This is a genomic window from Ideonella sp. (genome assembly GCF_041914305.1).
Taxonomy (GTDB): domain Bacteria; phylum Pseudomonadota; class Gammaproteobacteria; order Burkholderiales; family Burkholderiaceae_C; genus Ideonella.
This window is the reverse complement of sequence record NZ_JAYSDQ010000015.1, coordinates 161,162-188,027: the sequence shown is the minus strand read 5'-3', so window position 1 is coordinate 188,027 and position 26,866 is coordinate 161,162. Positions and strand designations below refer to the sequence as shown.

Here is a 26,866-nt window from a genome sequence, read left to right as displayed (position 1 = left end):
CGAAGGCTTACTCTGGCCGTTCGAACTTTGGAGGCCGCTTGTCGAGAAACGCGGCCATGCCTTCGCGTTGATCGGCGGTGCCGAACATGGCGTGGAACAGGCGGCGCTCGTACCACAGGCCGTCGGTCAGGCTCGATTCGAAGGCGCGGTTGACGGCCTCTTTGGCCGCCATCACCGAGATCTGGCCGAAACCGTTGATCTGAGCGGCGATGCCGAAGGCCTCGTCCATCAGCTTGTCCAGCGGCACCACGCGTGAGACCAGGCCCCAGGCTTCGGCCTGCTGCGCATTGATCCAGCGGTTGGTCAGCACCATGTCCATCGCCTTGGCCTTGCCAATCGCCCGCGGCAGGCGCTGCGTGCCGCCGGCACCGGGCACGACGCCGATGGTGATCTCGGGCTGGCCGAACTTGGCGTTGTCGGCCGCGATGACGATGTCGCACATCATCGCCACCTCGCAGCCACCACCGAGCGCCACGCCGCCGACCGCGGCGATCACCGGCTTGCGCACGCGACGCATGGTTTCCCAGTTGCGGCTGATGTACTCGGTGCGGTAGGTGTGCTGGAAGTCGTAATCCTTCATCGCGGCGATGTCGGCGCCGGCGGCAAACGCCTTCTCGCTGCCGGTGACGATGATGCAGCCGATGCCCGGGTCGGCATCGAAGGCCAGCAGCGCCTGGCCCAGCTCGTCCATCAGCTGGTCGTTCAGCGCGTTCATCTGCTTGGGCCGGTTCAGGCGGATCACGCCGGTCTTCAGCGCCGCGTCACCGTGGTGTTCGGTCAGGATGCATTCGTAGGCCATCGTGGCACTCCTCGTCTGGACAGTTCAACGAACTATACGTTCCGACGCCTGCGGTGCCGGGGGCGCGGGCGGCGGGCCGGACTGCAACGGGCGGCTGTTGAGGATCAGCTCGCCATAGCTCTCGGCGTCTTGCCGCAGCAGGATGCGCGCCGGCAGGTACTGCAGGCTCGGCGCGATCCACATGTCCACCAGCCACTCCTTGCCGCGCTTGCTCGACGGCCGCGGCTCCAGGTGAAAGGCGTTGACCTCGCCGAAGGGCAGGTACAGCGTCACCTGCTCGCGCACGTCGTAGGTCCAGCGCCCCACGCGCCGCGGCAGCGCCAGCGGAAACTCGACCGTGCGGCCGACCTGCAGCAACTCGGGCTGGGCCAGGAACAGCCAGGTCATCTGCACGAACTGGCTGGCGGTGTCCTGCACACCGGGCACCCAGTCGTTGACCTTCTGGTTGGCCAGCACGATGCGGTCGGCTTCGAAACGCACGGTCTGGCTCACGCTGTCGGAGAACAGCCGGTCGGTCACCTCGTCGTAACGCCGCGGCGTCAGGCCGTCGGGGCCCAGCAGGCCATCGCTGACCATCTTGCGCCCGCCAAGCATCGGCACGCGCACTTCGAGGCGCACCTGGTAGTGGCTGCCGTCGCGCAGCCACTCGACCTTGGCGTTGCCCAGCACCGGGCCGCGGTAGTAGCCGTTGAAGTCGTAGTTCAGGCGCGTCGACGGCGGCCAATCGAAGCTGGCGACGGCGCTGGACGCCGGGGCCGACGGCGCGGCGGCGACCGCCGCCGGCACCGCGCTGGCGGGCGCCGACGCGGGCATGGCCGTGTCGGCCACTGCGAGCGGCGCATCCGGCGGCGCTGAAGCGGCCGACGCCGGCGCGCTCGCCGCCTCGGCAACCTCGGCGGCCGGTGCACTGGCCGCCTGTGACGCCGCCGACGCGGCCGGTTCGGGCCGGCGCACGGCCCGGGTCACGGTCGCCCGTGGCGGTGGCGCGGGGGCATACACCGGCGGCGCCGCGGGCTGCAGCTCGCGGATGAAGGCCACCTCGATCGCACGCGGCGTGTCGTCGTCTTCGGCGTCGCCTTCGCCAAAACGGCTGTCGGGCAACTGCGCGGCCAGCCACCAATGGCCGATCGCCACCGCCACCAGCAGCACGCACCAGCCCACACGGCGTGCGACGCGGGCCCGGCTCGTACGGCCACCGGGCAGCGCGGCGCCCATGTCAGCAGCGGGCCGGTGCCGGCTCAGTCACCCAGCCAGGCCCGGCGCAGCGCCAATGCGGCGGCAGAGGCTTGGGGGTCGGGCGCCAGGCTGAGGTTGCGCTCCAGCGCGGGGGCCGCCAGCGGCTTGACCGTCAGCGTGCGCAGGCGCTGTTGGCGCACCAGCAGCAGCTCGAAGGGCTGCCCCTCGGTCACCCACTGCTGCGCGTCGTCGAAACGGCGGATGCGCCAGCCGTCGATCGCCAGCAGCTCGTCGCCGGGTGAGATGCCGGCGGCCGCCGCGGCACTGCCTGTCAGCACCGATTTCACCTGCACGCCGGTCACCGGGCCTTCGGACAGCTTCAGCCCCAGCGCGGCGTTCCACGCGGCCTTGTCTTCGCTGCGTTTGACACCGGCGGCGGCCAGCGCCGCGTCGAGCGGCAGGTCGTCGCGGCCATGGACCCAGCCCTTGAGTGACTCGGCCAGCGCAGCGCCGCCAAGCTCGGTGAGTTCGGCCAGCACCCGCTCTTCGGTCAGCGCGCCGTTGGGGCAGGCTTTCCACAGTCGCCGCATCAGCGCATCGAGCGATTCGCCGGCGCGGCGCAGCTGCAGGTCGAGCAGCAACGCCACCAGCGAGCCCTTGGTGTAGTAGCTGATGGTCGAGTTCGGCGTGTTCTCGTCGCTGCGGTAGTACTTGACCCAGGCGTCGAAGCTGGCCTCGGCCACGCTTTGCACCTTCTGCCCCGGGGTGCCGCGCACGCCGCTGATGGTGCGGGCAATCAGCTTCAGGTAGCGTGCGCTGTCGATCAGGCCGGCACGGCGCAGCATCAGGTCGTCGTAGTACGAGGTGAAGCCCTCGAAGAACCACAGCAGCCGGGTGTAGTTTTCCTGGCCGTAGTCGAGCTCGACGAACTCGGCCGGCTTCAGGCGCTTGACGTTCCAGGTGTGGAAATACTCGTGGCTGATCAGCCCGAGCAGCGTGACGTACCCGTCGCTCGCCGCCGCCTGGCCGCGGCGCGGCAGGTCACGGCGGTTGGCGAGCAAGGCCGTGCTGGCGCGGTGCTCGAGGCCACCGTAGCCGTCTTCGACCGTGTTCAGCATGAACACATAACGCTCGAACGGGGGCTTGCCGCGCCCATGCCAGAAGCTGATCTGCGCGGCGCAGATGCGCTTGGCGTCGGCCAGCAGGCGCTCGCCGTCGAAGCTGGGCCAGGCCCCGGCAACGACGAACTCGTGCGGCACACCGCCGGCCTCGAACTCGCCACGCCAGAAGTGGCCGAGCTCGAACGGGTGGTCGACCAGCTCGTCGTAGTCGGCGCTGACAAAGCCGTGGCGCACCCCGGCGAGCGCAGGCATCGCGGTGGCCACGTCCCAGCCGGCGGGCAGGCCGGCCAGGCGCACCTCGTGCGGCGTGCCTTCCTGGCCATGCACACGCAGGCACAGGCTGGTCGGGTTGAAGAAACCGCGGCTGTCGTCGAGAAACGCGGTGCGCACCGAGTGGTCGAAGGCGTAGGCCTCGTAGCTCAGCGTCAGCGCGCCGCGGCCGGCCGTGTCGACGCGCCAGGTGGTCTTGTCGAGCTGGGTCAGCGTGGCGTCGCGGCGGCCTTGCTGCGCGCTCAGGCCGCTGAGATGGCGGCCGAACTCGCGCACCATGTAGCTGCCCGGGATCCAGACCGGCAGGCTGAACAGCTGCACCCGGGCCGGGTTGGGCACCGTGAGCGTGACGCGGTAACGGTGGTTGGCGGCGTCGGCCAGGTCGATGCGGTAGCGGATGGAAGCGGTCATCAGGTGCCTGCCGCGCCAATGAAGCAGCTCAGGCTGGCCACCGCGCTCAAGCGAAATCGCAGCGTCAACCAGGCGTTCAAGCCCTGCTCGACCAACAGCTTGCGATCCACCGCGTAGCAGACCAGCAGCATCGCACCGAGCAGCACCAGGCCGGCATAGGCCGGCATCAGCACGCCAACGGCGGCCACCAGCGGCGGCACGACAGACCAGCCGAAGTGCGCCGGCTCATGCTGGCCCGCGCGCATCGCCAGGCCCCAGTGGATGCCACCGAGGAACGCGACGATGCAGGCGGCATAGCCGGCCATTGCCAGCGTCACCAACGGTTGCGCCTCGGGGTAGACGAGCCAGATCAGCGCGGCGCCGAGCACGAACGGGATCAGCCCCGCGGCGCCCAGCTGGCGGGCCAGGCGGGGAGGTTCGGCCGCGAGCGCGGCCGGGTGCGAAAGATGGGTGGTTGCGACACTCATGGCGCGCATTGTCGCCGCAGCCCCACCGATTTGTTTGCGTTTGAAACGAGCCCGAACGGGATTGCGTTCAGGACTTCTTGCTCGCTTCCTTCATGCGCTCTTCGATGCGGTCGATCGGCAGCGCACCGGGCGAGCGCGTGCCGTCTTCGAACACCACCGCCGGCGTGCCGTTGATCTTGTACTTGCGGCCAATCTCGAGGTTACGCTCCAGCACCGCGGTGTCGCACTTCTCGCTCTGCTTGGGCGGGGTGACGCCGTCGATCATCCAGGCGCGCCAGGTCTTGGCACTGTCTTTCGCGCACCAGATGTCGCGCGACTTGACGTTCGAATCCGGCCCCAGGATCGGCAGCAGGTAGGTATAGATCGTCACGTCCTTCAGCGCCAGCAGGTCACGCTCGATGCGCTTGCAGTAGCCGCAGTTCGGGTCGGCAAAGACCACCAGCTTGCGCAGGCCGGTGCCCTGCTTGAAGACCATCGCGTCCTTCAGCGGTAGCGACGCGACATCGATCATCGTCAGCTTGTCGATGCGGGCCTTGGTCAGGTCGGTCTGGGTCTTCGTGTCCAGCATCGCGCCTTCGAACAGGTACGAGCCGGTCTCGTCGGCATACAGGATGTCGGTGCCGATGCGCAGCTCGTAGACCCCCGGGATCGGCGTCTTGCTGATCTCGTCGATCTTCGGCAGCTTGGGCATGCGGTCGGCCAGGGTCTTGCGGATCGCCGCTTCGTCGGCCTGCGCCACTTGCGTGGCAACGGCCAGGGTGCCGATCAGCGCCATGCCGGGCAGCAGGCGGGCCAGGCGTGCCGCGCGGGTGAACAGGTGATTCATCGAAAGTCCTTCAGAAGCGGAAAGGGATTGTCTCTGGTTGGAATGGGCGCCCGCCGGCCGGGTCAGGCGTCCAGCGCCTGGCCGACGAGCCAGCGCTTGACGGGCGCGATGTGATTGACCAGACCCAGGCCGCGGTTGCGAAGTTCCCGCAGCCAGGGCTGTTGGCCGGCAAAAAGCTGCCACAAACCGTCGGTCGCCTGGGCCATCGCCCAGGTGCCGGTGGCGCGGCGGCGGGCGTAGCGGCGCAGCAGGTCGGCGTCGCCGGGTGAGCGCCAGCTTTCGCGCCGGGCCAGCACGTCGGCCAGCGCAGCCACGTCGGCCAAGCCCAGGTTCAGCCCCTGGCCGGCCAGCGGGTGCACCACATGGGCCGCATCACCGACCAGCGCCCAGCCCGGGCCGCTGACGGCCGACGCCCGGCCCAGCATCAGCGGCCACGCGCCGCGCTCGCTGGCCAGCGCCAGGCGGCCGGCAGCGCCGCCGCTGGCGTCGTTGAGCGCCGCGTCGAATTCGGCCACCGGCAGCGCCAGCAGGCGTTCGGCCTCGGCTTCGGGCAGCGACCAGACCAGGCCGTAGCTGTGGCCGACCTGCGGCCGGTCGAACGGCAGCAGGGCGAAGATGTCGGGGCTGCGGAACCATTGGTGCGCGACGCCGTTGTGCGGCCGGTCGGCCACCAGCCGGGCAGCGATCGCGCGTTGGCCGTAGGCGTGCTGCTCGAACTTCACGCCCAGTTGCTGGCGCAGCGCCGAGGCCTTGCCCTCGGCCACCACCGTCAAGGCCGCGGCCGGGGGTTCGGCGAACATGCGGACCTGCGGGCTGAAGCCGACCGCCGTGTCCAGCACCGCCTCCAGCGCCGCGGCGTCGACGATCCAGGCCAATGCCGGCACCGCCTGCGAAAAAGCCGAAAACGACAGCTGCGCGCCGGGGGCGTCGCCGGCCACGCGCATGTCGTGCACGGCCGTGCGGGCGTCGGCGGGCAACGTGTCCCAGGCGCGCAGGTCGGCCAGCAGGGCCACCGAGGCGGGGTTCAGCGCGTAGGCCCGCACGTCCGGGCTGGCGTGGGGGGCGTTCGGCCGGGCCTGCAGGGCCACGCGCAGCCCCTGGCGGGCCAGCGCCAGCGCCAGGCTGCGGCTGACGATGCCTGAACCGAGGATGCGCACGTCGAAAGCGGTCATGGGGGAATTGTAGGGAGGCGGCCTAAAATGCCGGGTTCCGCGCCCGGGATGCCCATGACATTCTTGATCTTCCTGGCGACGCCCTCTTTTCTCCCCCGGAAACACCCATGAGCCTGAAGTGCGGCATCGTCGGCCTGCCCAACGTCGGCAAGTCCACCCTGTTCAATGCCTTGACGAAGGCCGGCATCGCGGCCGAGAACTACCCTTTCTGCACGATCGAGCCCAATGTCGGCGTGGTCGAGCTGCCGGACACGCGCCTGCAGGCGCTGGCCGAGATCGTCAAGCCCGAGCGCATCCTGCCGGCCATCGTCGAGTTCGTCGACATCGCCGGCCTGGTGGCCGGTGCCAGCAAGGGTGAAGGCCTGGGCAACCAGTTCCTTTCGCACATCCGCGAGACCGACGCGATCGTCAACGTGGTGCGCTGCTTCGAAGACGACAACGTGATCCACGTGGCCGGCAAGGTCGACCCGATCTCCGACATCGAGGTGATCCAGACCGAGCTGTGCCTGGCCGACCTGAGCACGGTCGAGAAGAGCCTGCAGCGCTACAGCAAGGTGGCCAAGGCCGGCGGCGACAAGGACGCCGCGCGCCTGGTCGAGGTGCTGAAGAAGTGCGACGCCGCGCTGAACGAGGGCCGCCCGGTGCGCTCGATCGACTTCAGCAAGGAAGAGCAGGCCGTGCTGAAGCCGCTGTGCCTGATCACCGCCAAGCCGGCGATGTTCGTCGGCAACGTGTCCGAGTCGGGTTTCGAGAACAACCCGTTCCTCGACCGGCTGCGCGAGTACGCGGCCAAGCAGAAGGCCCCGGTGGTCGCGATCTGCGCCAAGACCGAGAGCGAGCTGTCCGACATGTCCGACGAGGACAAGGCGATGTTCCTGGCCGAGATGGGTCAGGACGAGCCAGGCCTGAACCGCCTGATCCGCTCGGCCTTCACCCTGCTGGGCTTGCAGACCTACTTCACCGCCGGTGTGAAGGAAGTGCGCGCCTGGACGATCCACATCGGCGACACCGCGCCGCAGGCGGCTGCCGCGATCCACACCGACTTCGAGAAGGGCTTCATCCGCGCCCAGACGATCGCCTACGAAGACTTCGTCAAGTACGGCGGCGAGCAAGGCGCGAAAGATGCCGGCAAGATGCGGGCTGAAGGCAAGGAGTACGTCGTCAAGGACGGCGACGTGCTGCACTTCCTGTTCAACGTCTGATGCGGCTTCCCGGCGAAGCCGCCGGGAGCCCGCATGAACACCCGCGAAACGCGCACCGAGCGCGACACCTTCGGCCCGATCGAGGTGCCGGCCGGCGCCCTCTGGGGCGCCCAGACCCAGCGCTCGCTCGAGCATTTCCACATCTCCAGCGAGCGCATGCCCGACGCGCTGCTGATGGCGCTGGCGCGCGTCAAGCGTGCGGCGGCCGGTGTCAATGCCGGCCTGGGCCTGCTCGACCAGCGCCTGGCCGACGCGATCATCCAGGCCGCCGACGAGGTGCTGGCCGGCATGCATGCCGATGCCTTCCCGCTGTCGGTCTGGCAGACCGGCTCGGGCACCCAGACCAACATGAACATGAACGAGGTGCTGGCCAACCGCGCCTCGGAGCTGCTGGGCGGCCACCGCGGCCAGGAGCGGCTGGTGCACCCGAACGACCACGTCAACCTCGGGCAGTCGTCGAACGATATCTTCCCGACCGCGATGCACGTGGCCGCGGCCCCGGCGGTGGCCGACCACCTGCTGCCGGCGCTGCGTGCGCTGCGGGCCACGCTGGCGGCCAAGGCCAACGCGTTCGCCGACATCGTCAAGATCGGCCGCACCCACCTGCAGGACGCGACACCGCTGACGCTGGGGCAGGAAATGTCGGGCTGGGTGGCCCAGCTGGACCATGCCGAGCAGGCCATCACCGCGACGCTCGGGCCACTGCACGAGCTGGCGGTCGGTGGCACCGCCGTCGGCACCGGCCTGAACACCCACCCGCAATTCGCCGACGGTGTGGCCGCGCGCCTGAGCCGCGACACCGGCGCGCCGTTTTGTGTGGCGCCGAACCGCTTTGCCGCGCTGGCCGGCCACGACGCGCTGGTCAGTGCCCATGGCGCGCTCAAGGCCCTGGCCACCGCGCTGATGAAGATCGCCAACGACGTGCGCTGGCTGGCTTCGGGGCCGCGCTGCGGGTTGGGTGAGCTGCGCATTCCGGAGAACGAGCCCGGCAGCTCGATCATGCCGGGCAAGGTCAACCCCACGCAGTGCGAAGCGCTGACGATGGCCTGCTGCCAGGTGATGGGCAACGACGTGGCGCTGGGCATCGGCGGCGCGTCGGGCCACTTCGAGCTGAACGTCTTCAAGCCCTTGATCGCCCACAACTTTCTGCAGAGCGTGCGGTTGCTGGCCGACGGCATGGCCAGCTTCGACGCGCATTGCGCGCAGGGCATCGAGCCCGACCGCGACCGCATCGCCGAGCTGCTGGCGCGCTCACTGATGCTGGTGACCGCGCTGAACCCGCACATCGGCTACGACCGCGCGGCCAAGATCGCCAAGCATGCGCACGCGCAGGGCCTGTCGCTGCGCGAGGCCGCGCTGGCGGTGGGCGGCGTCACCGGCGAGCAGTTCGACGCCTGGGTCCGGCCGGAGAAGATGGTTTGACGAAGGTCTAGCGAACGGAGGCCCCGACGTCGCGGTGACCCGCGAAGCGGAACCCGAGCTGCATCTCGACCAGCGGCACCGGATAGGGTGTCTGGCAGCGCCAGCCGCGAAAGCGCAGCTCGCCCAGGCCGGCGCGCCGCAGCACGGCCGCCAGCACGCTGGCGTGGTCGGCAACGCCGGTCAATGGCGCGATCGCCGGGCCGGCCGGCAACTGCTCGATCGGCGCGCTCAGGTGCAGGCGCCTGTAGTGCGGCACGCCGGGCGGCGGCGGCTCCAGCGCCACGCCGGTGGGCCCGGGCAGGTAGAAGCCGATCTGCGGCAGCGCGTCGGGCCACAGGCCGTCGGCCAGGTAGATCTCGCGCACCAGCCGCTGGCAGGGCGTGTGCAGCATGTAGGTGCGCACCGTCAGGTACGGCGCGTCGGGCCGCGCCAGCTGGACGTTGGTGATGCGCAGCGCGGTGGTCAGCCGCGCCGGCAGCGGGTCGGGCGATTGCGCGCCGAGCAAGAAGGTGCTGCTGTCGCCTTCATGCTCCACGTCCAGCATCGGCAGCGGCAGGCTGCAGCCCTCGGCAACGAAGAAGCGGTGCGCATCGGCGGCGGTCTGGGTGCCGGCCGGGGGGCCGTCGATCGGTGTCAGCTGCGGCGGGCGTTCGGCCGCGAGCACCGGGTCGGGCTGGGTGTGCAGGCTCAGCAGCGGCAGCGCGGTGCCGGGCGTGATGCGGCGCAGCCCCAGCCGGCGGTGCACCTCGACCGCGTCGACCCGCTGGCCATCGGCCGACGGGAACAGGAACATCGCCGTCGACAGCGTTTCGCAGTAGTGCCCGAACAGGAAAGACACGGCCTTGAACGAGGCCTGGCGGGCCATGTGCTCGCGCCGCTCGCGGATCGACGACAGGTCTTCACCCAGGCGCGCATCCAGCGCCTGCCGGCCACCGGGCAAGGCGTCCAGCAGCGCGGCGAACGCATCGACCGCGCACTCGACAGCCGGCAACCAGTCGGCCGCGGCCGGCTCTTGGCGGCTGCGCTCGATCAGGATGCGCAAGCCCGTGGGCGACGGCAGCAGGTGCAGGAACTGCGGGTCGGACTCGGCCCGCACCGCCTGCACCAGACGACTGGCCAGGCTCTTGTCGAGCCCGATACGGCGCATCAGCCGCACCGGCCGCGGCGGCTGGCCGGCCAGGGCGTCAAGCAGCGGCACCAGGGCTTCGCGCAACGCGGCGGCCACCGTCGCTTCGCGCGGCTCGGGCGCGTCGGCGGCCACGTCGGCAGCGCCAGCGTCGTCAGGCAGCAAGTCGGTCAGCGTGTGCACGTCCGTCGTCGTTCCTTTGGGGCCCCAGTTCGCGGCGCGCAGTATCCGCGATGGCCGGGGCCCGTCTTGTCAGCGTTTTCAGCGTGTGGCGGGCACCTGTCGCACCGCGATGCTGCGTGTCAGGCCGGTCGCCAGCTCGGTGCCCACCACCCCCATCACCCGGCCGTCGGCACTGAGCGCGCTGATCGACTGGATCGCGAGCTTCTTGCCGACGTTGTAGCCACGGTCTTTGAAATACTTGCCGGCTTCGACCATGCCGGTGGCCTCCGTCCAGATGAAGCCGCGGTTCGACGGCGAGAAGAAGCGGCGCGCGGTGCCGACCACCGTCTTGCCGTCGTCCGACAGGGCTGAGGCATATGCCATGCCACCCGCCTGGGTGCCGGCCAGCACGCCGAGGTTCTTTTTGACCCAACGGCTTCCGTCCCAGGTCCACATCGCGGCGCTGTTCATCTGCGTGGCCGGGTCGACCGCCTGGCCGACGATGATCGTGCCGTCGGCGTTGACCGCACCGGCCTCGCTGGGCCAATCCGAGTCTTCCAGCACGGTCTTGACGCCGTGGACCCAGACGGCGGCGCGGCGGTTGCCGTACTGCGGGTGCTCGTCCCAGCCGACCAGCACCGAGCCGTCGGCGTTGGCGTCGTCGATGCGGCTGGAGCCGCCGCTGCTGCCCATGTCCTGCACCTGACCACCGGCGGTCCAGCGGCTGGCATGGGCCAGGCCGCCGACGCCGGTGTTGCGCCAGTAGAGGCCGGTGATGGTCTGGCCGTCGCGCGACATGCCAAACACGCTGCCGTCGTACTGGTCGACGATCGCGCCATCGGCCGGGCGCGGCGGCATCAGCTGCTGCCAGCCGGTCTCGGCCGTCCAGCGGCCCTGGGTCGCGTAGGCCTGGCTGCTGTCGATGATGGTCGAGGCGACGACCTTGCCGTCGGCCGAGATGGCCGGTGTGCCGGCGCTGGTCTGCAGCTTGCGCTGCGTGCCGCGGCCCAGCGCCTGCGCGCCGCCCTGCCAGGTCCAGTAGAAGGTTTGGTACGAGCCGTTGAGCTGGCCGGTGGCGGCCAGGCCGTCGGCCGACAGGCTGGTGACATAGCAGTGGCAGATGTCGCGGCCCTCGAAGGTCTCGGCATGCACCGCCAGCGGGGCCGCGGCCCCCACCAGCAACAGCAGCGACAGCATCGAGGCAGGACGAGAAACGACAGTGGCAGCCATGGGCAAGGTCCTTGTGGGTTGACGGTGCGGGCCACTGTAGATCGCCGCCACAAACTCTTCAACAGCTCTCTCAGAGAGTTTTGATGCCTGTTTACCCTTGGTTTTGAGCCCTTTGGGGGCTGGTGGGAGGGGTCGCTGCCCCGCTTGCGCCGCGTCAAACCTGCCTGTGGGCGGGTTTTAGCACTCAAGATTCAAGAGTGCTAATATTCCATGGAACTGCTGGTCCTTCAGCGGGTCGGAAAGAGTGATGAACACGACAGCCCCCTCCAACACCCTGGCTTTGCGCGATCCGTGGGCGATGGTTCCGGCCATTGCCAACCTCGACGCGTACATCACGGCGGTCAACCGCATTCCGCTGCTGACCCCCGAAGAGGAAACCCGGTTCGCCAGCCGGCTGCGCGACCAGGGCGATCTCGAAGCCGCCGGGCGGCTGGTGCTCTCGCACCTGCGGCTGGTGGTCTCGGTGTCGCGCCAGTACCTGGGTTACGGCCTGCCCCACGGCGACCTGATCCAGGAAGGCAATGTCGGCCTGATGAAGGCCGTCAAGCGCTTCGACCCAGATCAGGGCGTGCGCCTGGTCAGCTACGCGCTGCACTGGATCAAGGCCGAGATCCACGAATACATCCTGAAGAACTGGCGCATGGTGAAGGTGGCCACCACCAAGGCCCAGCGTAAGCTGTTCTTCAACCTGCGCTCGATGAAGCAGGGCCTCAAGGGCCAGGCGCTCGAGGGCCAGACCCATCGCTCGACGCTGACGCCGGACGAGGTCGGCCAGGTCGCGCGCGAGCTGAACGTGAAGCCGGAAGAAGTCGTCGAGATGGAAACCCGGTTGTCCGGCGGTGACGTGGCGCTCGAGCCGCAGACCGACGACGGCGAGGAAAGCTATGCACCGATCGCCTACCTCGCCGACGAGAGCCAGGAGCCGACGCATGTGCTCGAAGCACGTGGCCGCGACGCCTTGTCGGGCGACGGCATCTCGCATGCGCTGGACCAGCTGGACGCACGCAGCCGCCGCATCGTCGAAGAGCGCTGGCTGAAGGTCAACGACGACTCGAGCGGCGGCATGACGCTGCATGAGCTGGCCGCCGACTACGGCGTCAGCGCCGAGCGCATCCGGCAGATCGAATCCGCCGCGCTGAAGAAGATGCGCAAGGCGCTCGAAGCAGCCTGAGGCGCTGCTTCGCCAGAAAAAAAACGGCTCCCTCGGGAGCCGTTTTTGTTCCCGGGGTCGAAGGCTCAGGCCCCGTCGAGCAGCGCCTTGACGTCTTGGGCCAGCGCCTCGGGGCCGGCGCCATAGCGCTCGGCCAGGCGCACGCGGCCCTGCGGGTCGAAGACGTAGGAGTTCGAGGTGTGGTTGATCGTGTAGCTGCCATCGGTGGTGCCAGGCTCTTTGGCGAAGAACACCTTGAACTCGCGCGCGGTAGCCTTGACCTCGTCGACGCTGCCCCGCAGCGCGACGAAGTCCTTGCCGAAGCTCTCGACATAGGCTTTGACGACCGGCGCGGTGTCGCGCTCGGGGTCGACCGTGACGAACACGCCGACCAGCTTGTCGCCGTCGGCGCCGAGCTGTTTCTTCACCGTCGCGATCTCGGCCAGCGTCGTCGGGCAGACGTCGGGGCACTGGGTGTAGCCGAAGAAGACCACCACCACCTTGCCCTTGAAATCAGCCAGCGTACGCAGCTTGCCGTCGGCATCGGGCAGGCTCAGCTGGCGTGCGTAGTCGGCACCGGTGATGTCGATGCCTTGGAACGCGACCGGCTTCTTGGCACAGCCGGCCAGCCCGGTGGCTCCGATGGCCAGGGCGGCGGCAAGGTGCAGCGCGGTGCGCCGCGTCGGGTTCAGGTGCATGGGGTGGCTTTCTTCAGGTGGAGGCCGCGGCCAGCCACGGGCTCAGGTAGTGGTCGACCAGCAGCGCCGCGAACAGCAACGACAGGTGCAGGATCGAGAAGCGGAAGGTGCGGCGGGCCAGCGTGTCCGAGTAGTCGCGCCAGAGCTTGAATCCATACACCATGAAGCCGATGCCCAGCGCCACCGCAGCGGCGAGGTAGATCCAGCCGCTCATGCCGTAGACGAACGGCAGCAGCGTGCCGGCGAACAACACCACGGTGTAGAGGAACACATGCAGCCGCGTGAACGCCGCGCCGTGGGTGACCGGCAGCATCGGCAGGCCGGCACGGGCGTAGTCCTCGGCGCGGTACAGCGCCAGGGCCCAGAAGTGCGGCGGCGTCCACAAGAAGATGATCAGGCACAGCAACCAGGCCTCGGGCCCGGCCTCGCCGCGCATCGCGGCCCAGCCCAGCACCGGCGGCATCGCGCCGGACGCGCCGCCGATGACGATGTTCTGCGGCGTCATCGGCTTCAGGATCACGGTGTAGACCACCGCGTAGCCAACGAAGGTGGCCAGCGTCAGCCCCATCGTCAGCGGGTTGACCCAGAACCACAGGATCGCGCAGCCGACGGCGCACAGCAGCGCCGAGAACGCCAGCGTGTGGCGATCGGCCAACTCACCCTTGGCGGTGGGCCGCCAGGCGGTGCGTTTCATGCGGCGGTCGATCTCGCCTTCGACCAGGCAATTGAACGCGGCCGCTGCGCCGGCCACCAGCCAGATGCCGACCGTGGCGGCCAGCAGCACGCGCCAGTCCGGCCAGCCTGGCACGGCCAGCAGCATGCCGATCACGGCGCAGAAGACGATCAGCTGCACCACGCGCGGCTTGGTCAGCGCGTAGTACTGCGCCCAGCGGGACGGGGGTGAAGGCAAGGTGGTCGAAGACACGGTCGTGTTCATTGTGGCGCGGGGTGGCGCATGGCCGCGGCGGCCCGGGCGGGAGACGAATCGGCGGCGGCGCGCACCTGCAGCGACACCAGCAGCAGCACCAGCGCCGCAGCGCCGCCGGTGTGCATCAACGCAGCGGCGAGCGGCCACTGCAGCACGACGTTGGCCGCGCCGCTTCCGGCCTGCCAGGCCGTCAGCAACAGCAGCGCCTGGGCCGCGCGGCGCGCCGCACCGCCTGGCTGGCGCCACAGCGCGGCGGCCAGGGCGAGCAGCGCCGCCACCAGCACCAGCGCGAAGACACGGTGGGCCCAGTGGATCGCGACCAGCGCCTCCGCCGGCAGGAAACCGCCCTCGCCGGCCCGGCCCAGGTGACGCAGGATGGTGAAGCCCTGCGTCGCGTCCATCGCCTCGGGCCACCACTGGCCGTTGCACTGCGGGAAGCCCTGGCAGGCGAGCACCGCGTAGTTGGTGCTGACCCAGGCGCCGAGCAGCACCTGCATCACCAGCAGCAGCAAGGCCCCGGCCAGCAGCGCGCGGGTAGCGCCCGTCAAGGCCAGTGCCTGTTGCCGGTAGCGCTGGACCTGGACCATCAACAAGGCCAGCAGCACCAGGCCGCCGAACAGGTGCAGCGTGACGATCGCGGGGTACAGCTTCAGCGTCACCGTGTACTTGCCGAACAGGCCTTGCACGACGACCCAGGCCAGGGTCAGCCCCGGCCAAGCCAGCGAGAACGGCAGCTCGCGCCGCGCCCGCACGCTGATGACCAGCAGGGCCACGATCAGCGCGCCGACCGTCATCGCCAGGTAGCGGTGGATCATCTCGATCCAGGCCTTGTACTGGGTGACCGGGCCGGTGGGCTGCTGGGCTTCGGCGTGCGCGATCTGCGCGCTGGCGGCCAGAGGGCTGGCCTCGCCGTAGCAGCCGGGCCAGTCCGGGCAGCCCAGGCCCGAGTCCGTCAGCCGGGTGAAGGCGCCGAAGACCACCAGGTCGAAGGTCAGGAACAGCGTCAGCAGCGTCAAGGCGGCGCGGCGTGCCGACGGCCCATCGCCGCGATGGCGCCAGGCCCACCAGGCCAGCGGCACCAGCGCCAGGCCGGCGGCCAGCATCAGCAGGTGCAGAGCCGGTGAAAAATCCACCGCCGCGACGGCGCCGTTCATCTCAATGCTCCCGGCCCGGCCGGTCCCAGAAGGCCGAGGCGCGCAGCAGCCGGTCCAGGTCCTTGAAGAAGCGCTTGGGCTCCAGCGCCGCAGGCGCGCGCATCATCCATTCGCCCATCGGGTCGACCAGGTACAGGTGGTCGTCGAGTGCCTGGCCGGCGGCCGGCGCGAGCCAGCGCGCCAGTGCCTCGCGCGGCACCCGCAGCATCAGCGTCGGCGAGTCGCCCTCGGCCATCGCGCGGGCGATCGGCTCGCGCAGCGGTGCGTCGTCGGTCACCAGCCAGACGCGGTCGATGCGCCCGCGTTCGCGGCCCGCCATCTCGCGCAGCTGGCGCTGCTCGAACAGATGGTCTTCGCAACGCTTGTCGCACTGGCCGTCAGCGACGACGACGAGCAGCCATTGGCCGGCCAGGTCGGCGCTCTTGACCGGGCGGCCCTGCAGGTCGTGCAGCCCCAGGTCGGCGGGCATGCTGCGCGTGGGCTGGATCAGCTCGGCGTAGTTGTTGCGCGCGTTCGGCCGCCAGACGTAGTAGGTGAAGTACGACAGCAGCACCGGTGCGGCACAGGCCAGCAGCACCAGCAGCGCGGTGAAGCGGCCTCGCGGGCGGGCGGGCGGTGCGTCGTCGGGCAGCCGCGGCGTCGGGCCACTGTGCACGGTCAGCGCCATCGGGTCAGTCGGGACCGGCGGCAGGCTGGCGCCGCCTTGGTCGGATGAGTTGGAACCAGACATACAGTCCTGCGGTGAGGGCACAGAATGCAAACCACTGTGCCGCGTAGCCGTAATGCTTGTGCACGTCGACGGCGGGCATCGGCCAATCGCGCAGCAAGCCGTCCTTGGCGTTGCCCGGTTGGTCCAGCTCGGCGATGGCGAACGGCCGCAGGGCCGTGTTCACCCGGGCCGCCTCGTCGGCGAAGTCGAGATTTTGCCGGATCGCGCCCGAGGCCTCGGCGCCCAGGGCTGTCAGGCGCGACGGCCAGGTGACGATGCGGCCTTCGAGCTGCACCTCGCCCTCGGCGGTGCGGTAGGGCGCGATGCGCGTGCGGTCGAGCATGTCGCGCGGCAACCAGCCACGCTGCACCAGCACCGCGTCGCCCGCAGGCAGCTTCAGCGGCGTCAGCACGAAGAAGCCAGGCCGGCCCTGCATCTGCCGGTTCTCGAGGTAGACGGTGTACTGCGGCAACCACTGCCCCTGCAGCGTGATGCGGCGATAGCGCTGACGCTCGGCCTCGGCCTCATCGGCCGGCAGCGCGGTGGCGGGCAGGGCCGGCGCATCGGCCTGCGCCTCGATCGCCGCCTGCAGCGCCCGCTTCTGCGCCGCCCGATCGAGCTGCCACCAGCCCAGCCGCGCCGTCAGCGCCATCAGGGCCAGCGCAGCCAGCAGGATCAACCAGCGCGGCCGGGCTGCCGACGCAGGGGTCTGTTCAGCGGCAATGGGAGGCGGGTTCATCGGGCGGGTGAAATAATCAAGCGATGAAAGTGTTCATCGTGCTGGCACTGCTGGCGATTCTTGCGGCGTTGGCCGGCGCCGGCCTGTTCATGCTGCGACGCGGCCAGGCCCCTGGGGGTTCCACCCACACGCCGGCCCAGCCGGACAAACGCATGGCCTGGGCGCTGGCGCTGCGGGTGGGCTTGTCGGTCGCGTTGTTCCTGATCATCCTGCTGGCCTACCAGCTGGGTTGGATCCGCCCGAGCGGCTTGCCGCTGCAGCCCTAGCGCGCTGCGCCTACGCTCCAACGACAAAGCGCCGCAACAAGCGGCGCTTTGTTTTGTGGGCAAGGCCGGCGCAAGCACCGGCCCGCTCCCAGAGTCGGCCAGGCTCAGAGCCAGTACACGACGATGTACAGGCCAAGCCAGACCACGTCGACGAAGTGCCAGTACCAGGCGGCGCCTTCGAAGCCGAAGTGTCGGGTCGGCGTGAAGTGGCCCTTGCCCAGGCGCAGCGTGATGAACAGCAGCATCAGCATGCCGACGAACACGTGGAAGCCGTGGAAGCCGGTCAGCATGAAGAAGGTCGAGCCGTAGATGCCGGAGGTGAGCTTCAGGTTCAGCTCGTGGTAGGCATGGATGTACTCGTAGGCCTGGAAGCCGAGGAAGGTCACGCCCAGCAGCACCGTCACCCACATCCACAGGATGGCCTTGGAGCGATGTGCGGCAATCAGCGCGTGGTGCGCGATCGTCAGCGTGACGCCCGAGGTCAGCAGGATCGCGGTGTTCAGCGTCGGGATCGGCCACGGGCCCATCGTCGTGAACGCCGCCACCGTGCCAGCGGGCGATGCGGTGTTGCCCGGAGCGGTGCTCGGCCAGATGGCCTTGAAGTCCGGCCACAGCAGCGAGTTTTCCAGGCTGCCCAGCGACGGCACCGAGTGGATGCGGGCCCAGTACAGCGCGCCGAAGAAGGCGGCGAAGAACATCACCTCCGAGAAGATGAACCAGCTCATGCTCCAGCGGAACGAGACGTCGATGCGGTCGGAGTACTGGCCCCCTTCACTTTCGCCGATCGCGTCGCCGAACCAGAAGTACAGCGTGCCCAGCCACAGCGCCAGGCCGGCGAGCAGCGAGTAGGCGCCCCAGCCGTGGCCGTTGACCCATTGGCCCGCGCCCAGGATCACGAAGAACAGGCCGAGGGCGGCCATCGCCGGGTGACGCGATGGACCCGGAACGAAGTAATAGGGCGTTGCCCCGTGGTTGCTCGCTGCGGACATGTATTGCTCCTCGAACCGAAAGAACCGCGTTGTTGTTGCTTGTCAGGGTGTCGACGCTCAGCCCGCGACGCCGCTGCCAATGATCCACTTGACCAGCACGACCAGGGTCAGCACGAACAGCACCGCGCCGATGACGCCGGCGATGATGACGTGGACCGGGTTGAGCTGGCTGACATCTTCTTCGTAGCCCTTGCCCTTGCGGATGCCCAGAAACGACCAGGCGACCGCCCGCATCGTGCCCAGGAACGATCCCTTGCGGGCCGTCGCGGCACGCAGGCCGTCGTCATCGGGCGTGTCCGGACTCATGACTTCACTTCCATTGGCGCACCGCCGGCCGCGGGCACCAGGGCCGCTGCCTTCGGCGCCGCCGGCACCTTGCCGCCGACTTCGAAGAACGTGTACGACAAGGTGATCGTGGTCACGTCCTTCGGCAGCTGCGGGTCGACATAGAACACGACCGGCCACTGTTTGGCTTCGCCCGGCTGCAGCGTGTACTCGTTGAAGCAGAAGCATTCGAGCTTGTTGAAATGCGCCGCGGCCTGGTGCGGCGCATAGCTCGGGATCGCCTGCGCCGCCATCGCGCGCGTCTGCTTGTTGCGGAACTCGTACATCACCGTGGCCAGCTCACCCGGGTGCACCTGCACCGATGCGACCGCAGGCTTGAAATCCCACGGCCCGTGGGCGTTGGCGTCGAACTCGATGGTGATGCTGCGCGAGGCGTCGATCTGGGTGTTGGCGGGGCGCTCACGCTTGCCGCCGTTCTCGCCCAGGCTCAACACGTTGATGCCCAGCGCTTCGCAGATGTGCTTATACAGCGGCACCAGCGCGTAGCCGAAGCCGAACATCGCCGCCGTCACGACCAGCAGCTTGCCGACCATCTGGCGATGGTCGCGCCGCATGCCGGACACCTTGGAGAGCCAGGACGACTTCATGACCGAGAACCTGTGCGCAACCGGTTCAGGGGCCGAGATACTTGATCTTGGCGAAGAAGCCGAGTGCGAACACCACCGCTACCGACGCCAGGATCCAGGCCAGGCGGCGGTTCGCGCGTTGTTGCTCCGGGGTGAGTGCCATGGTGGTCAAGCGATGCGGGCGACGAAGGTTCCGGTCAACCGATCACGCGGGTCGCCGTGGCGTCCAGCTTGGGCGGGTTCTCGAAGGTGTGGAACGGCGCCGGCGACGGCACTTCCCATTCCAGACCTTCGGCACCGTCCCACGGCTTCTGCGGTGCCGGCTCGCCCTTGCCGCGCATCATCGGCACGACGACGAACAGGAAGAAGTACACCTGCATCAGACCGAAGCCGAACGCGCCGATCGACGCGATCTCGTTGAAGTCGGCGAACTGCATCGGGTAGTCGGCATAACGACGCGGCATGCCGGCCAGACCCAGGAAGTGCATCGGGAAGAAGGTCACGTTGAAGAAGATCAACGAACCCCAGAAGTGGATCTTGCCGCGCGTCTCGGAGTACATCACGCCGGTCCACTTCGGGCCCCAGTAGTAGACGCCCGCGAACAGCGCATACAGCGAGCCGGCCACCAGCACGTAGTGGAAGTGGGCGACGACGTAGTAGGTGTCCTGCAGCTGCTGGTCGACCGGTGCCATCGACAGGATCAGGCCGGTGAAGCCGCCCATCGAGAACACGAACAGGAAGCCGACCGCAAACAGCATCGGCGTCTCGAAGGTCATCGAGCCACGCCACATCGTGGCCACCCAGTTGAAGATCTTCACGCCCGTGGGCACCGCGATCAGCATCGTCGCGTACATGAAGAACAGCTGGCCCGTCACCGGCATGCCGGTGGTGTACATGTGGTGCGCCCAGACGATGAACGACAGGATCGCGATCGACGCGGTCGCATACACCATCGAGGTGTAGCCGAACAGCTTCTTGCGGGCGAAGGCCGGGATGATCGCGCTGACGATGCCGAACGCCGGCAGGATCATGATGTAGACCTCGGGGTGACCGAAGAACCAGAAGATGTGCTGGTACATGATCGGGTCACCGCCGCCGGCGGGGTTGAAGAAGCTGGTGCCGAAGTGGCGATCGGTCAGCGTCATCGTGATCGCCCCGGCCAGCACCGGCATCACCGCGATCAGCAGGTAGGCGGTGATCAGCCAGGTCCAGGCGAACAGCGGCATCTTCATCAGCGTCATGCCGGGTGCGCGCATGTTCAGGATCGTGACGATGATGTTGATCGAGCCCATGATCGACGACGCGCCCATGATGTGCATCGCGAAGATGCCGGCGTCCATCGAGGGGCCCATCTGCAGCGTCAGCGGGGCGTAGAGCGTCCAGCCGGCGGCGGGCGCGCCGCCGGGCATGAAGAACGACCCGGCCAGCATGGTGGCCGCCGGGATCAGCAGCCAGAAGCTCAGGTTGTTCATCCGCGCGAAGGCCATGTCCGCCGCGCCGATCTGCAGCGGGATCATCCAGTTCGCGAAGCCGACGAAGGCCGGCATGATCGCGCCGAACACCATGATCAGCCCGTGCATCGTGGTGAACGAGTTGAACAGTTCGGGGTTGAAGAACTGCAGGCCCGGCTTGAACAGCTCAGCGCGGATGCACAGCGCCAGGATGCCGCCGATCATCAGCATCGTGAACGAGAACAACAGGTACATCGTGCCGATGTCCTTGTGGTTCGTCGCGAACAGCCAGCGGCGCCAGCCGTGCGGGTGGTCGTGGTGGCCGTGGTCGTCGTGCGCGTGGCCGCCCGGATGGTCAAGAACTGCGCTCATGGGGATTCCTTGTTTCTCTACGCTGCGCGGTGGCTCACTGACGGGCGGCCAGCACTTCCGAGGGCTGCACGACCTGGCCGGTGTGGTTGCCCCAGTTGTTCTTCGTGTAGGTCACGACGGCCGCAATCTCGGTGTCAGACAGTTGCTTCCACGACGGCATCGCGCCGTTGTTCTGGCCATTCAGCAGCACCTTGACCTGCACCAGCTTGTCGGCGTCGAGCACCTTGGGCGAGCCGTCCAGCGGCTTGATCGGGCCAGCGCCCTTGCCGTCGGGGCGGTGGCAGACCGCGCAGTTGGCCGTGTAGACCTTTTCGCCGCGGGCCATCAGGTCGGGTTGCGTCCAGACCTTGTTCGGGTCGTCCGCCTTGGCGGCCATCTTCTTCTTCTCGCCGGCCACCCACTTGGCATAGTCTTCTTGCGACAGCACACGCACATGGATCGGCATGTAGGCGTGTTCCTTGCCGCACAGCTCGGCGCACTGGCCGTAGAAGTCGCCGGTCTTCTCGGCCTTGAACCAGGTGTCGCGCACGAAGCCGGGGATCGCGTCTTGCTTGACCGCGAAGGCCGGCACCATCCAGGCGTGGATCACGTCGGCGGCGGTGGTGATGATGCGAACCTTCTGGTTCACCGGCACCACCAGCGGGTTGTCCACGCGCAGCAGGTAGTCGTCACCCTGCGGCGTGCCGGCGTCGGACAGCTCGCGCTGCGACACGTCGAGAGTGGACAGGAACGAAATGCCGGCGCCGTCACCCTTGAGGTAGTCGTAGCCCCACTTCCACTGGTAGCCGGTGGCCTTGATGGTCAGGTCGGCGTTGGTGGTGTCCTTCTGCGCGACGACCGTCTTGGTGGCCGCGAAGCCCATGGCCGTGACGATCACGAAAGGGACGATGGTCCACGCGATTTCGACCGCCACGCTTTCGTGGAAGTTCGCGGACTTGGCGCCCTGCGACTTGCGGTGGCGCAGGATCGAATAGAACATCACGCCGAAGACGGCGATGAAGATCACCACGCAGACCATCATGATCCAGTAGTGCAGCGTGTGCACATCACTGGCGATGCGGGTGACGGGCGGGTGCAGATCGAGCTGGTTGACCGCAGGGCCGCCAGGCAAGTCGTTGACCGCGAGGACCGCCGTCGACGCCAGGCCGGCCGCGAGCGCAAACACGCCCTGTGCGATGCCGTTGCAAAGCTTTGTTGTCATCTTCATCGTCGTCGTCACTTCAGTTCCAAACCCAAACCGCCGTCGATCCGCGCTCGGCGCTGGCTGCAAGAGCCAAGCCGATGCCACGGTGCCGAGGGGCAGAGTGCCCGTCAGACTTCAGGGTTACCGCGAGGGCAACCCGCCGCGTTCATGCTTTGAGCCGCGTCAAAGACAAACGCTTGCGCTGACGGTTCCACGTCAACCTGAGGATTCTAGCCGACGCTATTTGCGCGGCCGGGGGTGGCGCAGCATCAATTTCATGTCGTCCAGGCCGATCTGCGTCTGCGCTTCGACCCGCGGCCCGGCATCGGCCGCGCGGAACGCATGCCCATACACCAACTCGAACGTCAGGGACAGCCGCCCCGCCTCATCGGCCTGCTGCGCCAGCCGCGCCTGCAGAGCGTCGCGCCAGCGCCGCGTGCGCAGCCCCCCGAAGCGCTGGGGCGCGAGGTTCGCACCCAGGCCATGCAGCTCATCGAGCAGAGCCTCGGGCGAGGTGTAGGTCAGGGTCAGCGTCTCCTGGTCCATCACCGGCTCGGCGAAGCCGGTCTCGACCAGCATGTCGCCCAGGTCGTGCATGTCGACGAACGGCGCGTGGGCCTCGCCCCAGTCCGCGGCCTGGTACAGCCCGCGCAGCAGCGCGAGGCTGCCGGGGCCCAGGGTCGAGAACATCAGGAAGCCGTCGGGCGCCAGCGCGCGGCGCCAGTCGCGCAACAACGGCAATGGGTCGGGCGCGAAGTGCAGCCGCATGTTGGACCAGACCAGCGCCGCGGCCGCCGCCGGCACCGCCGGCGCGGCCACCCGCTGCGGCCCGCCGCGCGACCAGCGCCGCCACCACGGTGACGCCGGTGGCTCGGCGCTCATGCCAACGTCGACCACCTGCATCAGCTGCGCGCGCGGATAGGCCTCGGCCAACAGCGCATGGCAGCCACCCGACGCGCCGGACCAGTCCAGCACCTGCTCAGGCTGGCGCTTGATCCATGCCAGCCGCTCGCCCATGCGGCGCGCGGCTTCCTGGTGCAGCCAGGGCGACTCGGGTGCGCGCGCCAGGCGGGCCAGGGCGCGCCGCGCCGCGACGGCGTCAACGCGCGAAGGCAACACGCTAGATGAGGGTGAAGGGTCACTGGGCGCCATGCGGCGGGCAGTATATTGAGCCGCATGTCGCCCTTTACCGGCCCGGCCTTTGCGCGATGGCGACTGCCAGCCCCCTGCGGGGTCTGCGGCACCTGGTCGCAGCCGGCCGGCCTGTGCGCCGACTGCCTGCGCCGCTTCGCAGCCGCCACCACGCGCTGCACCCGCTGCGCGTTGCGCGTGCCGCCCGAGGTGAGCCTGTGCGGCGACTGCATTCGCGAGCTGCCCCTGTTCGAGCGCACGGTCGCGGCCTTCGACTACGCCTTCCCGTGGGACCACGCGATCGCGGCGTTCAAGTTCAGAGGCGAGTTGCAGTGGTCGGCGCCACTGGCGCGCGCGCTGGCCCATGCCGCGCAAGGCCATGGCCAGGCGGTCGACTACGTGACCGCGGTGCCGCTGGCCGACAGCCGCCTGCGCACGCGCGGCTACAACCAGGCCTGGGAGATCGCGCGCCGCTGCGCAGCCACGCTCGGCCTGCCGGCGCGGCACGACCTGCTGCACCGCCTGCGCGACACGCCGCAGCAGATGCAGCTGAAACGCGACCAGCGCGATGCCAACCTGCGCGGCGCATTCATGCCGGGCGACGCCAACGCAAGGCGCGCGGTGCAGGGCCGCTGCGTCGCGCTGGTCGACGATGTGATGACCACCGGCACCACCGCCAACGAAGCGAGCCGGGCCTTGCTTGAGGCTGGCGCGCGCAGCGTGCACCTGTGGGTGCTGGCCCGCACCGAACGGGACACGGCGCCCGCCGACGCGACAATCGCCTGATGTTTCGCATCGTCCTGGTCCAGCCCGAAATCCCGCCCAACACCGGCAACGTGATCCGCCTTGCCGCCAACACCGGTTGCGAGCTGCACCTGATCGAGCCGCTGGGTTTTTCGATGGACGACAAGCTGCTGCGCCGCGCCGGGCTGGACTACCACGAGTTCGCGCCGGTCAAGCGCCACGCCGATTGGAACGCGTTCGTGCAATCCATCGGTGCCGACACCCTGCCCGCGCGCTTCTTCGCGTTCACGACCCACGCCACGCGGGCGCCGACCGACATCGCCTGGCAAGCGGGGGACACGCTGGTGTTCGGTTGTGAGACGGCCGGCCTGCCGCCGGCACTGCGCGAGCAGTTTCCCACCGAGCAACGCGTGCGCTTGCCGATGCGGCCCGGCCAGCGCAGCCTGAACCTCAGCAACGCCGTGGCGGTGGCGGTGTTCGAGGCCTGGCGCCAGTGCGGCTTCGCAGGCGCGGCGTGAGCCGCCCGATCAGGCCTCAGCGCGCGGGTCGCGCTGCAGCAGCTGTTCGACCGCGACGCGCGCGGTCGCAGCGCCACTGACCACCGCATACACCGCCTCGGCCACCGGCATGTCGACCTGCAGCGCGCGCGAGCGCTCGATCACCGTGCCCAGGCTGTAGGCGCCCTCGGCCACATGGCCCAGGTGCGACAAGCCCTGCTCGGTCGATTCGCCCTGCGCCAGCAGCAGGCCCAGTTTGCGGTTGCGCGACAGGTCGCCGGTGGCGGTGAGCACCAGGTCGCCGAGCCCCGTCAGGCCCATGAAGGTCTCTGCCTGCGCGCCCATGCGGGTGCCCAGGCGGGTCATTTCGGCCAGACCGCGCGTGACCAGTGCGGCGCGGGCGTTGAGCCCGAGCCCCAGCCCATCGGAAATGCCGGTGGCAATCGCCAGCACGTTCTTGACCGCACCACCGATCTCGACGCCGACCGGGTCGGCCGAGGTGTAGATGCGCAGCGCGCCGTGGTGAAAGGCATCGACCACCTGCTGCGTCAACGACGGCTCGAAGCTCGCCGCGACCAAGGCGGTCGGCAGGCCTGCCGCCACCTCCTGCGCAAAGCTCGGGCCCGACAACACACCCGCCGCGGCCTGCGGCAACACGGCCGCCGCGACCTCGTGGCCGAGCAGGCCGGTGCCGGCTTCGAAACCCTTGCACAGCCAGATCACGCGGGCCTGGGCCGGCAGGCGGGCCAGCGTGCTGCGCAAGCCCGCCATCGGCGTGGCAACGATCGTCAGGCCCTGCGCGCCATGCGCCACCGCGGCATCGAAATCCGCCGTGACGGCCAGGCTGTCGGGCCACGGCAGGCCCGGCAGGTAGCGGGTGTTGCAGCGCTCGGCGGCCATCTGCGCCGCCTGGGCCGCATCACGCGCCCACAACAACACCTCGTGCCGGCGCGCGGCGGCCATCGCCAGGGCGGTGCCCCAGGCGCCTGCGCCGAGAAACGCCAGCCTCATGCCGCTGTCGACGCGAGGATCAAACTCAGTTGATCGACGGCTCGCCGCCGCCGTTGGCCTGCGCTTGTTGCTGGGCTTCGAACATGGCCTGGAAGTTCACTTCGGCCAGCAGGATCGGCGGGAAGCCGGCGCGGGTGCAGACGTCCGACACGATGGCGCGCAGGTAGGGGTAGATCATCTGCGGGCAGACCACGCCCAGCACGCCCTGCACTTGCTCGGACGGCAGGTTGCGGATCTCGAAGATGCCGGCCTGCTTGGCCTCTACCAGGAACAGCGTGCGGTCGCCGACCTTGGTCGTGACGGTCGCGGTGACCGAGACCTCGAACATGCCATCGGCGATCGACTCGGCTTGCATGCCGAGCTGGATGTCGACCTGCGGCTGCTGCTGCTCAAGCAGGATCTGCGGCGAGTTGGGCTGCTCCAGCGACAGGTCCTTCAGGTACATGCGCTGCAGCTGGAACACGGGGGTTTGATCTTGCTCGGCCATGATGGGCTTTCGAAAAACGGGTCGATGTAGAAACGACAAAGCCCGCAACCGAGATGGGTGCGGGCTGCAATGCGGATTATGGCGCAGCAACAGACGGGCTCATGGGGGTGCCGACCACCGCGCCCTGCGAGGCGCCGCGCGCCGTTGTCGAACCGAGCCGTCAGGCGGGATGGAGCAGCGGCATCAGGCCGCCGCGCTGGTCGAGATCGAACAGGTCGTCGCAACCGCCCACGTGGGTCTCGCCGATGAAGATCTGCGGCACCGTGCGGCGACCGGTCAACTCGACCATGCGGCTGCGGGCCGAGGGGTCCATGTCGACGCGGATCTCGTCGATGGCCGACACGCCGCGCTGCTTCAGCAAGGCCTTGGCCCGCACGCAGTACGGGCAGACCTGCGTCGTGTACATCACCACCTTGCTCATCGGGGCCACATCGTCAGTTGCAATGCTGCAAATTGTCGCAAGCCGCGGCCGCTTCGATGGCCGGCGCGCAGCAAGACCACGCCGGCGGCGGGCCAAAAGTCACGTCGGGCCCACGGCCCGCGCAAACTTCTGCTGGACGGGGCGCCCCGCTCGACGACCTACTTGCTGGCTTCGACAGGCAGGTTGGCTTCGCGCCAGGCCTTCAGGCCACCGGCCAGGGCCTGCGCATTGGCGTGGCCGGCCTTGCGCAACTGGGCCGCGGCGCGCGTCGCGCGGGCGCCGCTGGCGCACACCACCACCAGCGGCAAGGCCTTGTTGGTGGGCAGGTTGCTGGCGCCGTCGAGCGTCGACAGCGGCACGTTGCGCGAGCCCGCGACATGGCCGGCGGCGTATTCGGCCGGCTCGCAGACGTCGATCACCATCGCCTTCTCGCGGTTGATCAGGCGCACCGCCTCGTTGGCGGAAATGGCGCCGCCCTGCCCGCCGCGTTGCAGCACCGGCCACAGCAGCAAGGCGCCCGACACCAGGGCCATCACAGCCGGAATCCAGTTCTCGATCAGAAAGCTCAGCACGGCGGCACGACCAGGGTCAGGTTGCAAGGGGCGGAATTATAGAATTTGCCGCGTTGCAGCAACCCTTGG

The 26,866-nt window shown here is 68.9% G+C and carries 30 protein-coding genes; 6 read left to right on the top strand and 24 right to left on the bottom strand.

Annotated features, from left to right (window positions below; all coding sequences use genetic code 11):
• Positions 1 to 7 precede the first annotated feature (7 nt).
• From ACE3SG_RS19965 to ACE3SG_RS19940, 6 genes are all read right to left on the bottom strand, one after another.
• Positions 8 to 799, bottom strand: coding sequence for an enoyl-CoA hydratase (locus ACE3SG_RS19965; RefSeq protein ID WP_374567924.1), 792 nt, complete (start codon positions 797 to 799; stop codon positions 8 to 10).
• Positions 800 to 823: 24 nt separating this feature from the next.
• Positions 824 to 2,014 (bottom strand): DUF3108 domain-containing protein, encoded by a 1,191-nt coding sequence (locus ACE3SG_RS19960; protein WP_374567922.1) that lies wholly within the window; start codon positions 2,012 to 2,014, stop codon positions 824 to 826.
• Positions 2,015 to 2,037: 23 nt separating this feature from the next.
• Positions 2,038 to 3,777 carry a M61 family metallopeptidase gene (locus ACE3SG_RS19955; protein WP_374567921.1) on the bottom strand — a complete coding sequence of 580 codons (1,740 nt, stop codon included), beginning with the start codon at positions 3,775 to 3,777 and terminating at the stop codon, positions 2,038 to 2,040.
• Entirely contained in the window at positions 3,777 to 4,244 is a 468-nt protein-coding gene (locus ACE3SG_RS19950) for a DUF3429 domain-containing protein (RefSeq protein ID WP_374567920.1), read from the bottom strand. Before ACE3SG_RS19950 ends, ACE3SG_RS19955 begins: the two co-directional genes overlap by 1 nt.
• A gap of 67 nt (positions 4,245 to 4,311) precedes the next feature.
• Positions 4,312 to 5,070 carry a DsbC family protein gene (locus tag ACE3SG_RS19945; RefSeq protein WP_374567918.1) on the bottom strand — a complete coding sequence of 253 codons (759 nt, stop codon included), beginning with the start codon at positions 5,068 to 5,070 and terminating at the stop codon, positions 4,312 to 4,314.
• Between the two features lie 62 nt (positions 5,071 to 5,132).
• Positions 5,133 to 6,242, bottom strand: a complete 1,110-nt coding sequence (locus ACE3SG_RS19940; RefSeq protein ID WP_374567917.1) for an FAD-dependent monooxygenase — start codon at positions 6,240 to 6,242, stop codon at positions 5,133 to 5,135.
• A 107-nt stretch (positions 6,243 to 6,349) separates the two neighbouring features.
• On the opposite strand from ACE3SG_RS19940, the gene ychF reads away from it, so the two are divergent.
• The gene (gene ychF, locus ACE3SG_RS19935) at positions 6,350 to 7,444 is read left to right on the top strand and encodes a redox-regulated ATPase YchF (RefSeq protein ID WP_374567916.1); all 1,095 of its coding nucleotides are present in this window, start codon (positions 6,350 to 6,352) and stop codon (positions 7,442 to 7,444) included.
• Between the two features lie 33 nt (positions 7,445 to 7,477).
• On the top strand, positions 7,478 to 8,866 hold the full coding sequence (fumC, locus tag ACE3SG_RS19930; RefSeq protein WP_374567915.1) for a class II fumarate hydratase: 1,389 nt from the start codon (positions 7,478 to 7,480) through the stop codon (positions 8,864 to 8,866).
• 7 nt (positions 8,867 to 8,873) lie between these two features.
• Here fumC and ACE3SG_RS19925 read toward each other — a convergent pair whose 3' ends face one another.
• Together ACE3SG_RS19925 and ACE3SG_RS19920 are read right to left on the bottom strand one after the other, a co-directional pair.
• The gene (locus tag ACE3SG_RS19925; RefSeq protein WP_374567914.1) at positions 8,874 to 10,175 is read right to left on the bottom strand and encodes a hypothetical protein; all 1,302 of its coding nucleotides are present in this window, start codon (positions 10,173 to 10,175) and stop codon (positions 8,874 to 8,876) included.
• Positions 10,176 to 10,253: 78 nt separating this feature from the next.
• Positions 10,254 to 11,384: a hypothetical protein gene (locus ACE3SG_RS19920; protein WP_374567912.1), complete on the bottom strand. Its 1,131-nt coding sequence runs from the start codon at positions 11,382 to 11,384 to the stop codon at positions 10,254 to 10,256.
• A gap of 247 nt (positions 11,385 to 11,631) precedes the next feature.
• Between ACE3SG_RS19920 and rpoH the strand changes: the two genes are divergently transcribed.
• Positions 11,632 to 12,555, top strand: coding sequence for an RNA polymerase sigma factor RpoH (gene rpoH, locus ACE3SG_RS19915; RefSeq protein WP_374567910.1), 924 nt, complete (start codon positions 11,632 to 11,634; stop codon positions 12,553 to 12,555).
• Positions 12,556 to 12,620: 65 nt separating this feature from the next.
• On the opposite strand, the gene ACE3SG_RS19910 is transcribed toward rpoH, so the two are convergent.
• From ACE3SG_RS19910 to ACE3SG_RS19890, 5 genes are read right to left on the bottom strand one after another with little or no spacing between them, the layout of a single operon-like run.
• Positions 12,621 to 13,232 carry an SCO family protein gene (locus tag ACE3SG_RS19910; protein WP_374567908.1) on the bottom strand — a complete coding sequence of 204 codons (612 nt, stop codon included), beginning with the start codon at positions 13,230 to 13,232 and terminating at the stop codon, positions 12,621 to 12,623.
• A 13-nt stretch (positions 13,233 to 13,245) separates the two neighbouring features.
• Positions 13,246 to 14,169, bottom strand: coding sequence for a heme o synthase (cyoE, locus tag ACE3SG_RS19905; protein WP_374567906.1), 924 nt, complete (start codon positions 14,167 to 14,169; stop codon positions 13,246 to 13,248).
• Positions 14,166 to 15,314 carry a heme A synthase gene (locus ACE3SG_RS19900; RefSeq protein ID WP_374567904.1) on the bottom strand — a complete coding sequence of 383 codons (1,149 nt, stop codon included), beginning with the start codon at positions 15,312 to 15,314 and terminating at the stop codon, positions 14,166 to 14,168. Before ACE3SG_RS19900 ends, cyoE begins: the two co-directional genes overlap by 4 nt.
• Position 15,315: 1 nt before the next feature.
• Complete coding sequence (locus ACE3SG_RS19895; RefSeq protein ID WP_374567902.1) at positions 15,316 to 15,981, bottom strand: SCO family protein; 666 nt, start codon at positions 15,979 to 15,981, stop codon at positions 15,316 to 15,318.
• Between the two features lie 4 nt (positions 15,982 to 15,985).
• Positions 15,986 to 16,762 (bottom strand): SURF1 family protein, encoded by a 777-nt coding sequence (locus tag ACE3SG_RS19890; RefSeq protein ID WP_374567901.1) that lies wholly within the window; start codon positions 16,760 to 16,762, stop codon positions 15,986 to 15,988.
• 23 nt (positions 16,763 to 16,785) lie between these two features.
• On the opposite strand from ACE3SG_RS19890, the gene ACE3SG_RS19885 reads away from it, so the two are divergent.
• Positions 16,786 to 17,028, top strand: coding sequence for a DUF2909 domain-containing protein (locus ACE3SG_RS19885; protein WP_374567899.1), 243 nt, complete (start codon positions 16,786 to 16,788; stop codon positions 17,026 to 17,028).
• A 104-nt stretch (positions 17,029 to 17,132) separates the two neighbouring features.
• On the opposite strand, the gene ACE3SG_RS19880 is transcribed toward ACE3SG_RS19885, so the two are convergent.
• From ACE3SG_RS19880 to ACE3SG_RS19850, 7 genes are all read right to left on the bottom strand, one after another.
• Positions 17,133 to 18,017 (bottom strand): cytochrome c oxidase subunit 3, encoded by an 885-nt coding sequence (locus ACE3SG_RS19880; RefSeq protein WP_374567898.1) that lies wholly within the window; start codon positions 18,015 to 18,017, stop codon positions 17,133 to 17,135.
• Between the two features lie 57 nt (positions 18,018 to 18,074).
• A complete protein-coding gene (locus ACE3SG_RS19875; RefSeq protein ID WP_374567896.1) occupies positions 18,075 to 18,323 on the bottom strand; it encodes a DUF2970 domain-containing protein in 249 nt (82 codons plus the stop codon).
• On the bottom strand, positions 18,320 to 18,949 hold the full coding sequence (locus tag ACE3SG_RS19870; RefSeq protein ID WP_374567895.1) for a cytochrome c oxidase assembly protein: 630 nt from the start codon (positions 18,947 to 18,949) through the stop codon (positions 18,320 to 18,322). The genes ACE3SG_RS19875 and ACE3SG_RS19870 overlap by 4 nt, the downstream gene beginning before the upstream one ends.
• A 25-nt stretch (positions 18,950 to 18,974) precedes the next feature.
• Positions 18,975 to 19,091, bottom strand: coding sequence for a cytochrome oxidase small assembly protein (locus ACE3SG_RS19865; RefSeq protein WP_374567893.1), 117 nt, complete (start codon positions 19,089 to 19,091; stop codon positions 18,975 to 18,977).
• Between the two features lie 34 nt (positions 19,092 to 19,125).
• Positions 19,126 to 20,751, bottom strand: a complete 1,626-nt coding sequence (gene ctaD, locus ACE3SG_RS19860; protein ID WP_374567892.1) for a cytochrome c oxidase subunit I — start codon at positions 20,749 to 20,751, stop codon at positions 19,126 to 19,128.
• Between the two features lie 34 nt (positions 20,752 to 20,785).
• Positions 20,786 to 21,958 carry a cytochrome c oxidase subunit II gene (gene coxB, locus ACE3SG_RS19855; protein ID WP_374567891.1) on the bottom strand — a complete coding sequence of 391 codons (1,173 nt, stop codon included), beginning with the start codon at positions 21,956 to 21,958 and terminating at the stop codon, positions 20,786 to 20,788.
• 216 nt (positions 21,959 to 22,174) lie between these two features.
• Positions 22,175 to 23,053: a methyltransferase domain-containing protein gene (locus ACE3SG_RS19850; protein ID WP_374567890.1), complete on the bottom strand. Its 879-nt coding sequence runs from the start codon at positions 23,051 to 23,053 to the stop codon at positions 22,175 to 22,177.
• A 57-nt stretch (positions 23,054 to 23,110) separates the two neighbouring features.
• Here ACE3SG_RS19850 and ACE3SG_RS19845 point away from each other — a divergent pair, with 57 nt between their 5' ends.
• Both ACE3SG_RS19845 and ACE3SG_RS19840 read left to right on the top strand, forming a co-directional pair.
• Positions 23,111 to 23,851 carry a phosphoribosyltransferase family protein gene (locus ACE3SG_RS19845; RefSeq protein WP_374567889.1) on the top strand — a complete coding sequence of 247 codons (741 nt, stop codon included), beginning with the start codon at positions 23,111 to 23,113 and terminating at the stop codon, positions 23,849 to 23,851.
• Positions 23,851 to 24,327 (top strand): tRNA (cytidine(34)-2'-O)-methyltransferase, encoded by a 477-nt coding sequence (locus ACE3SG_RS19840; RefSeq protein ID WP_374567887.1) that lies wholly within the window; start codon positions 23,851 to 23,853, stop codon positions 24,325 to 24,327. The genes ACE3SG_RS19845 and ACE3SG_RS19840 overlap by 1 nt, the downstream gene beginning before the upstream one ends.
• A 9-nt stretch (positions 24,328 to 24,336) precedes the next feature.
• Here the strand turns inward: ACE3SG_RS19840 and ACE3SG_RS19835 are convergent, their stop codons facing one another.
• The 4 genes from ACE3SG_RS19835 to ACE3SG_RS19820 form a co-directional block, all read right to left on the bottom strand.
• Positions 24,337 to 25,317: an NAD(P)H-dependent glycerol-3-phosphate dehydrogenase gene (locus ACE3SG_RS19835; RefSeq protein WP_374567886.1), complete on the bottom strand. Its 981-nt coding sequence runs from the start codon at positions 25,315 to 25,317 to the stop codon at positions 24,337 to 24,339.
• A gap of 25 nt (positions 25,318 to 25,342) precedes the next feature.
• The gene (gene secB / locus ACE3SG_RS19830) at positions 25,343 to 25,804 is read right to left on the bottom strand and encodes a protein-export chaperone SecB (RefSeq protein ID WP_374567885.1); all 462 of its coding nucleotides are present in this window, start codon (positions 25,802 to 25,804) and stop codon (positions 25,343 to 25,345) included.
• A gap of 160 nt (positions 25,805 to 25,964) precedes the next feature.
• Complete coding sequence (gene grxC / locus ACE3SG_RS19825; protein WP_374567883.1) at positions 25,965 to 26,225, bottom strand: glutaredoxin 3; 261 nt, start codon at positions 26,223 to 26,225, stop codon at positions 25,965 to 25,967.
• A gap of 158 nt (positions 26,226 to 26,383) precedes the next feature.
• Positions 26,384 to 26,794: a rhodanese-like domain-containing protein gene (locus tag ACE3SG_RS19820; RefSeq protein ID WP_374567955.1), complete on the bottom strand. Its 411-nt coding sequence runs from the start codon at positions 26,792 to 26,794 to the stop codon at positions 26,384 to 26,386.
• Positions 26,795 to 26,866 lie beyond the last annotated feature (72 nt).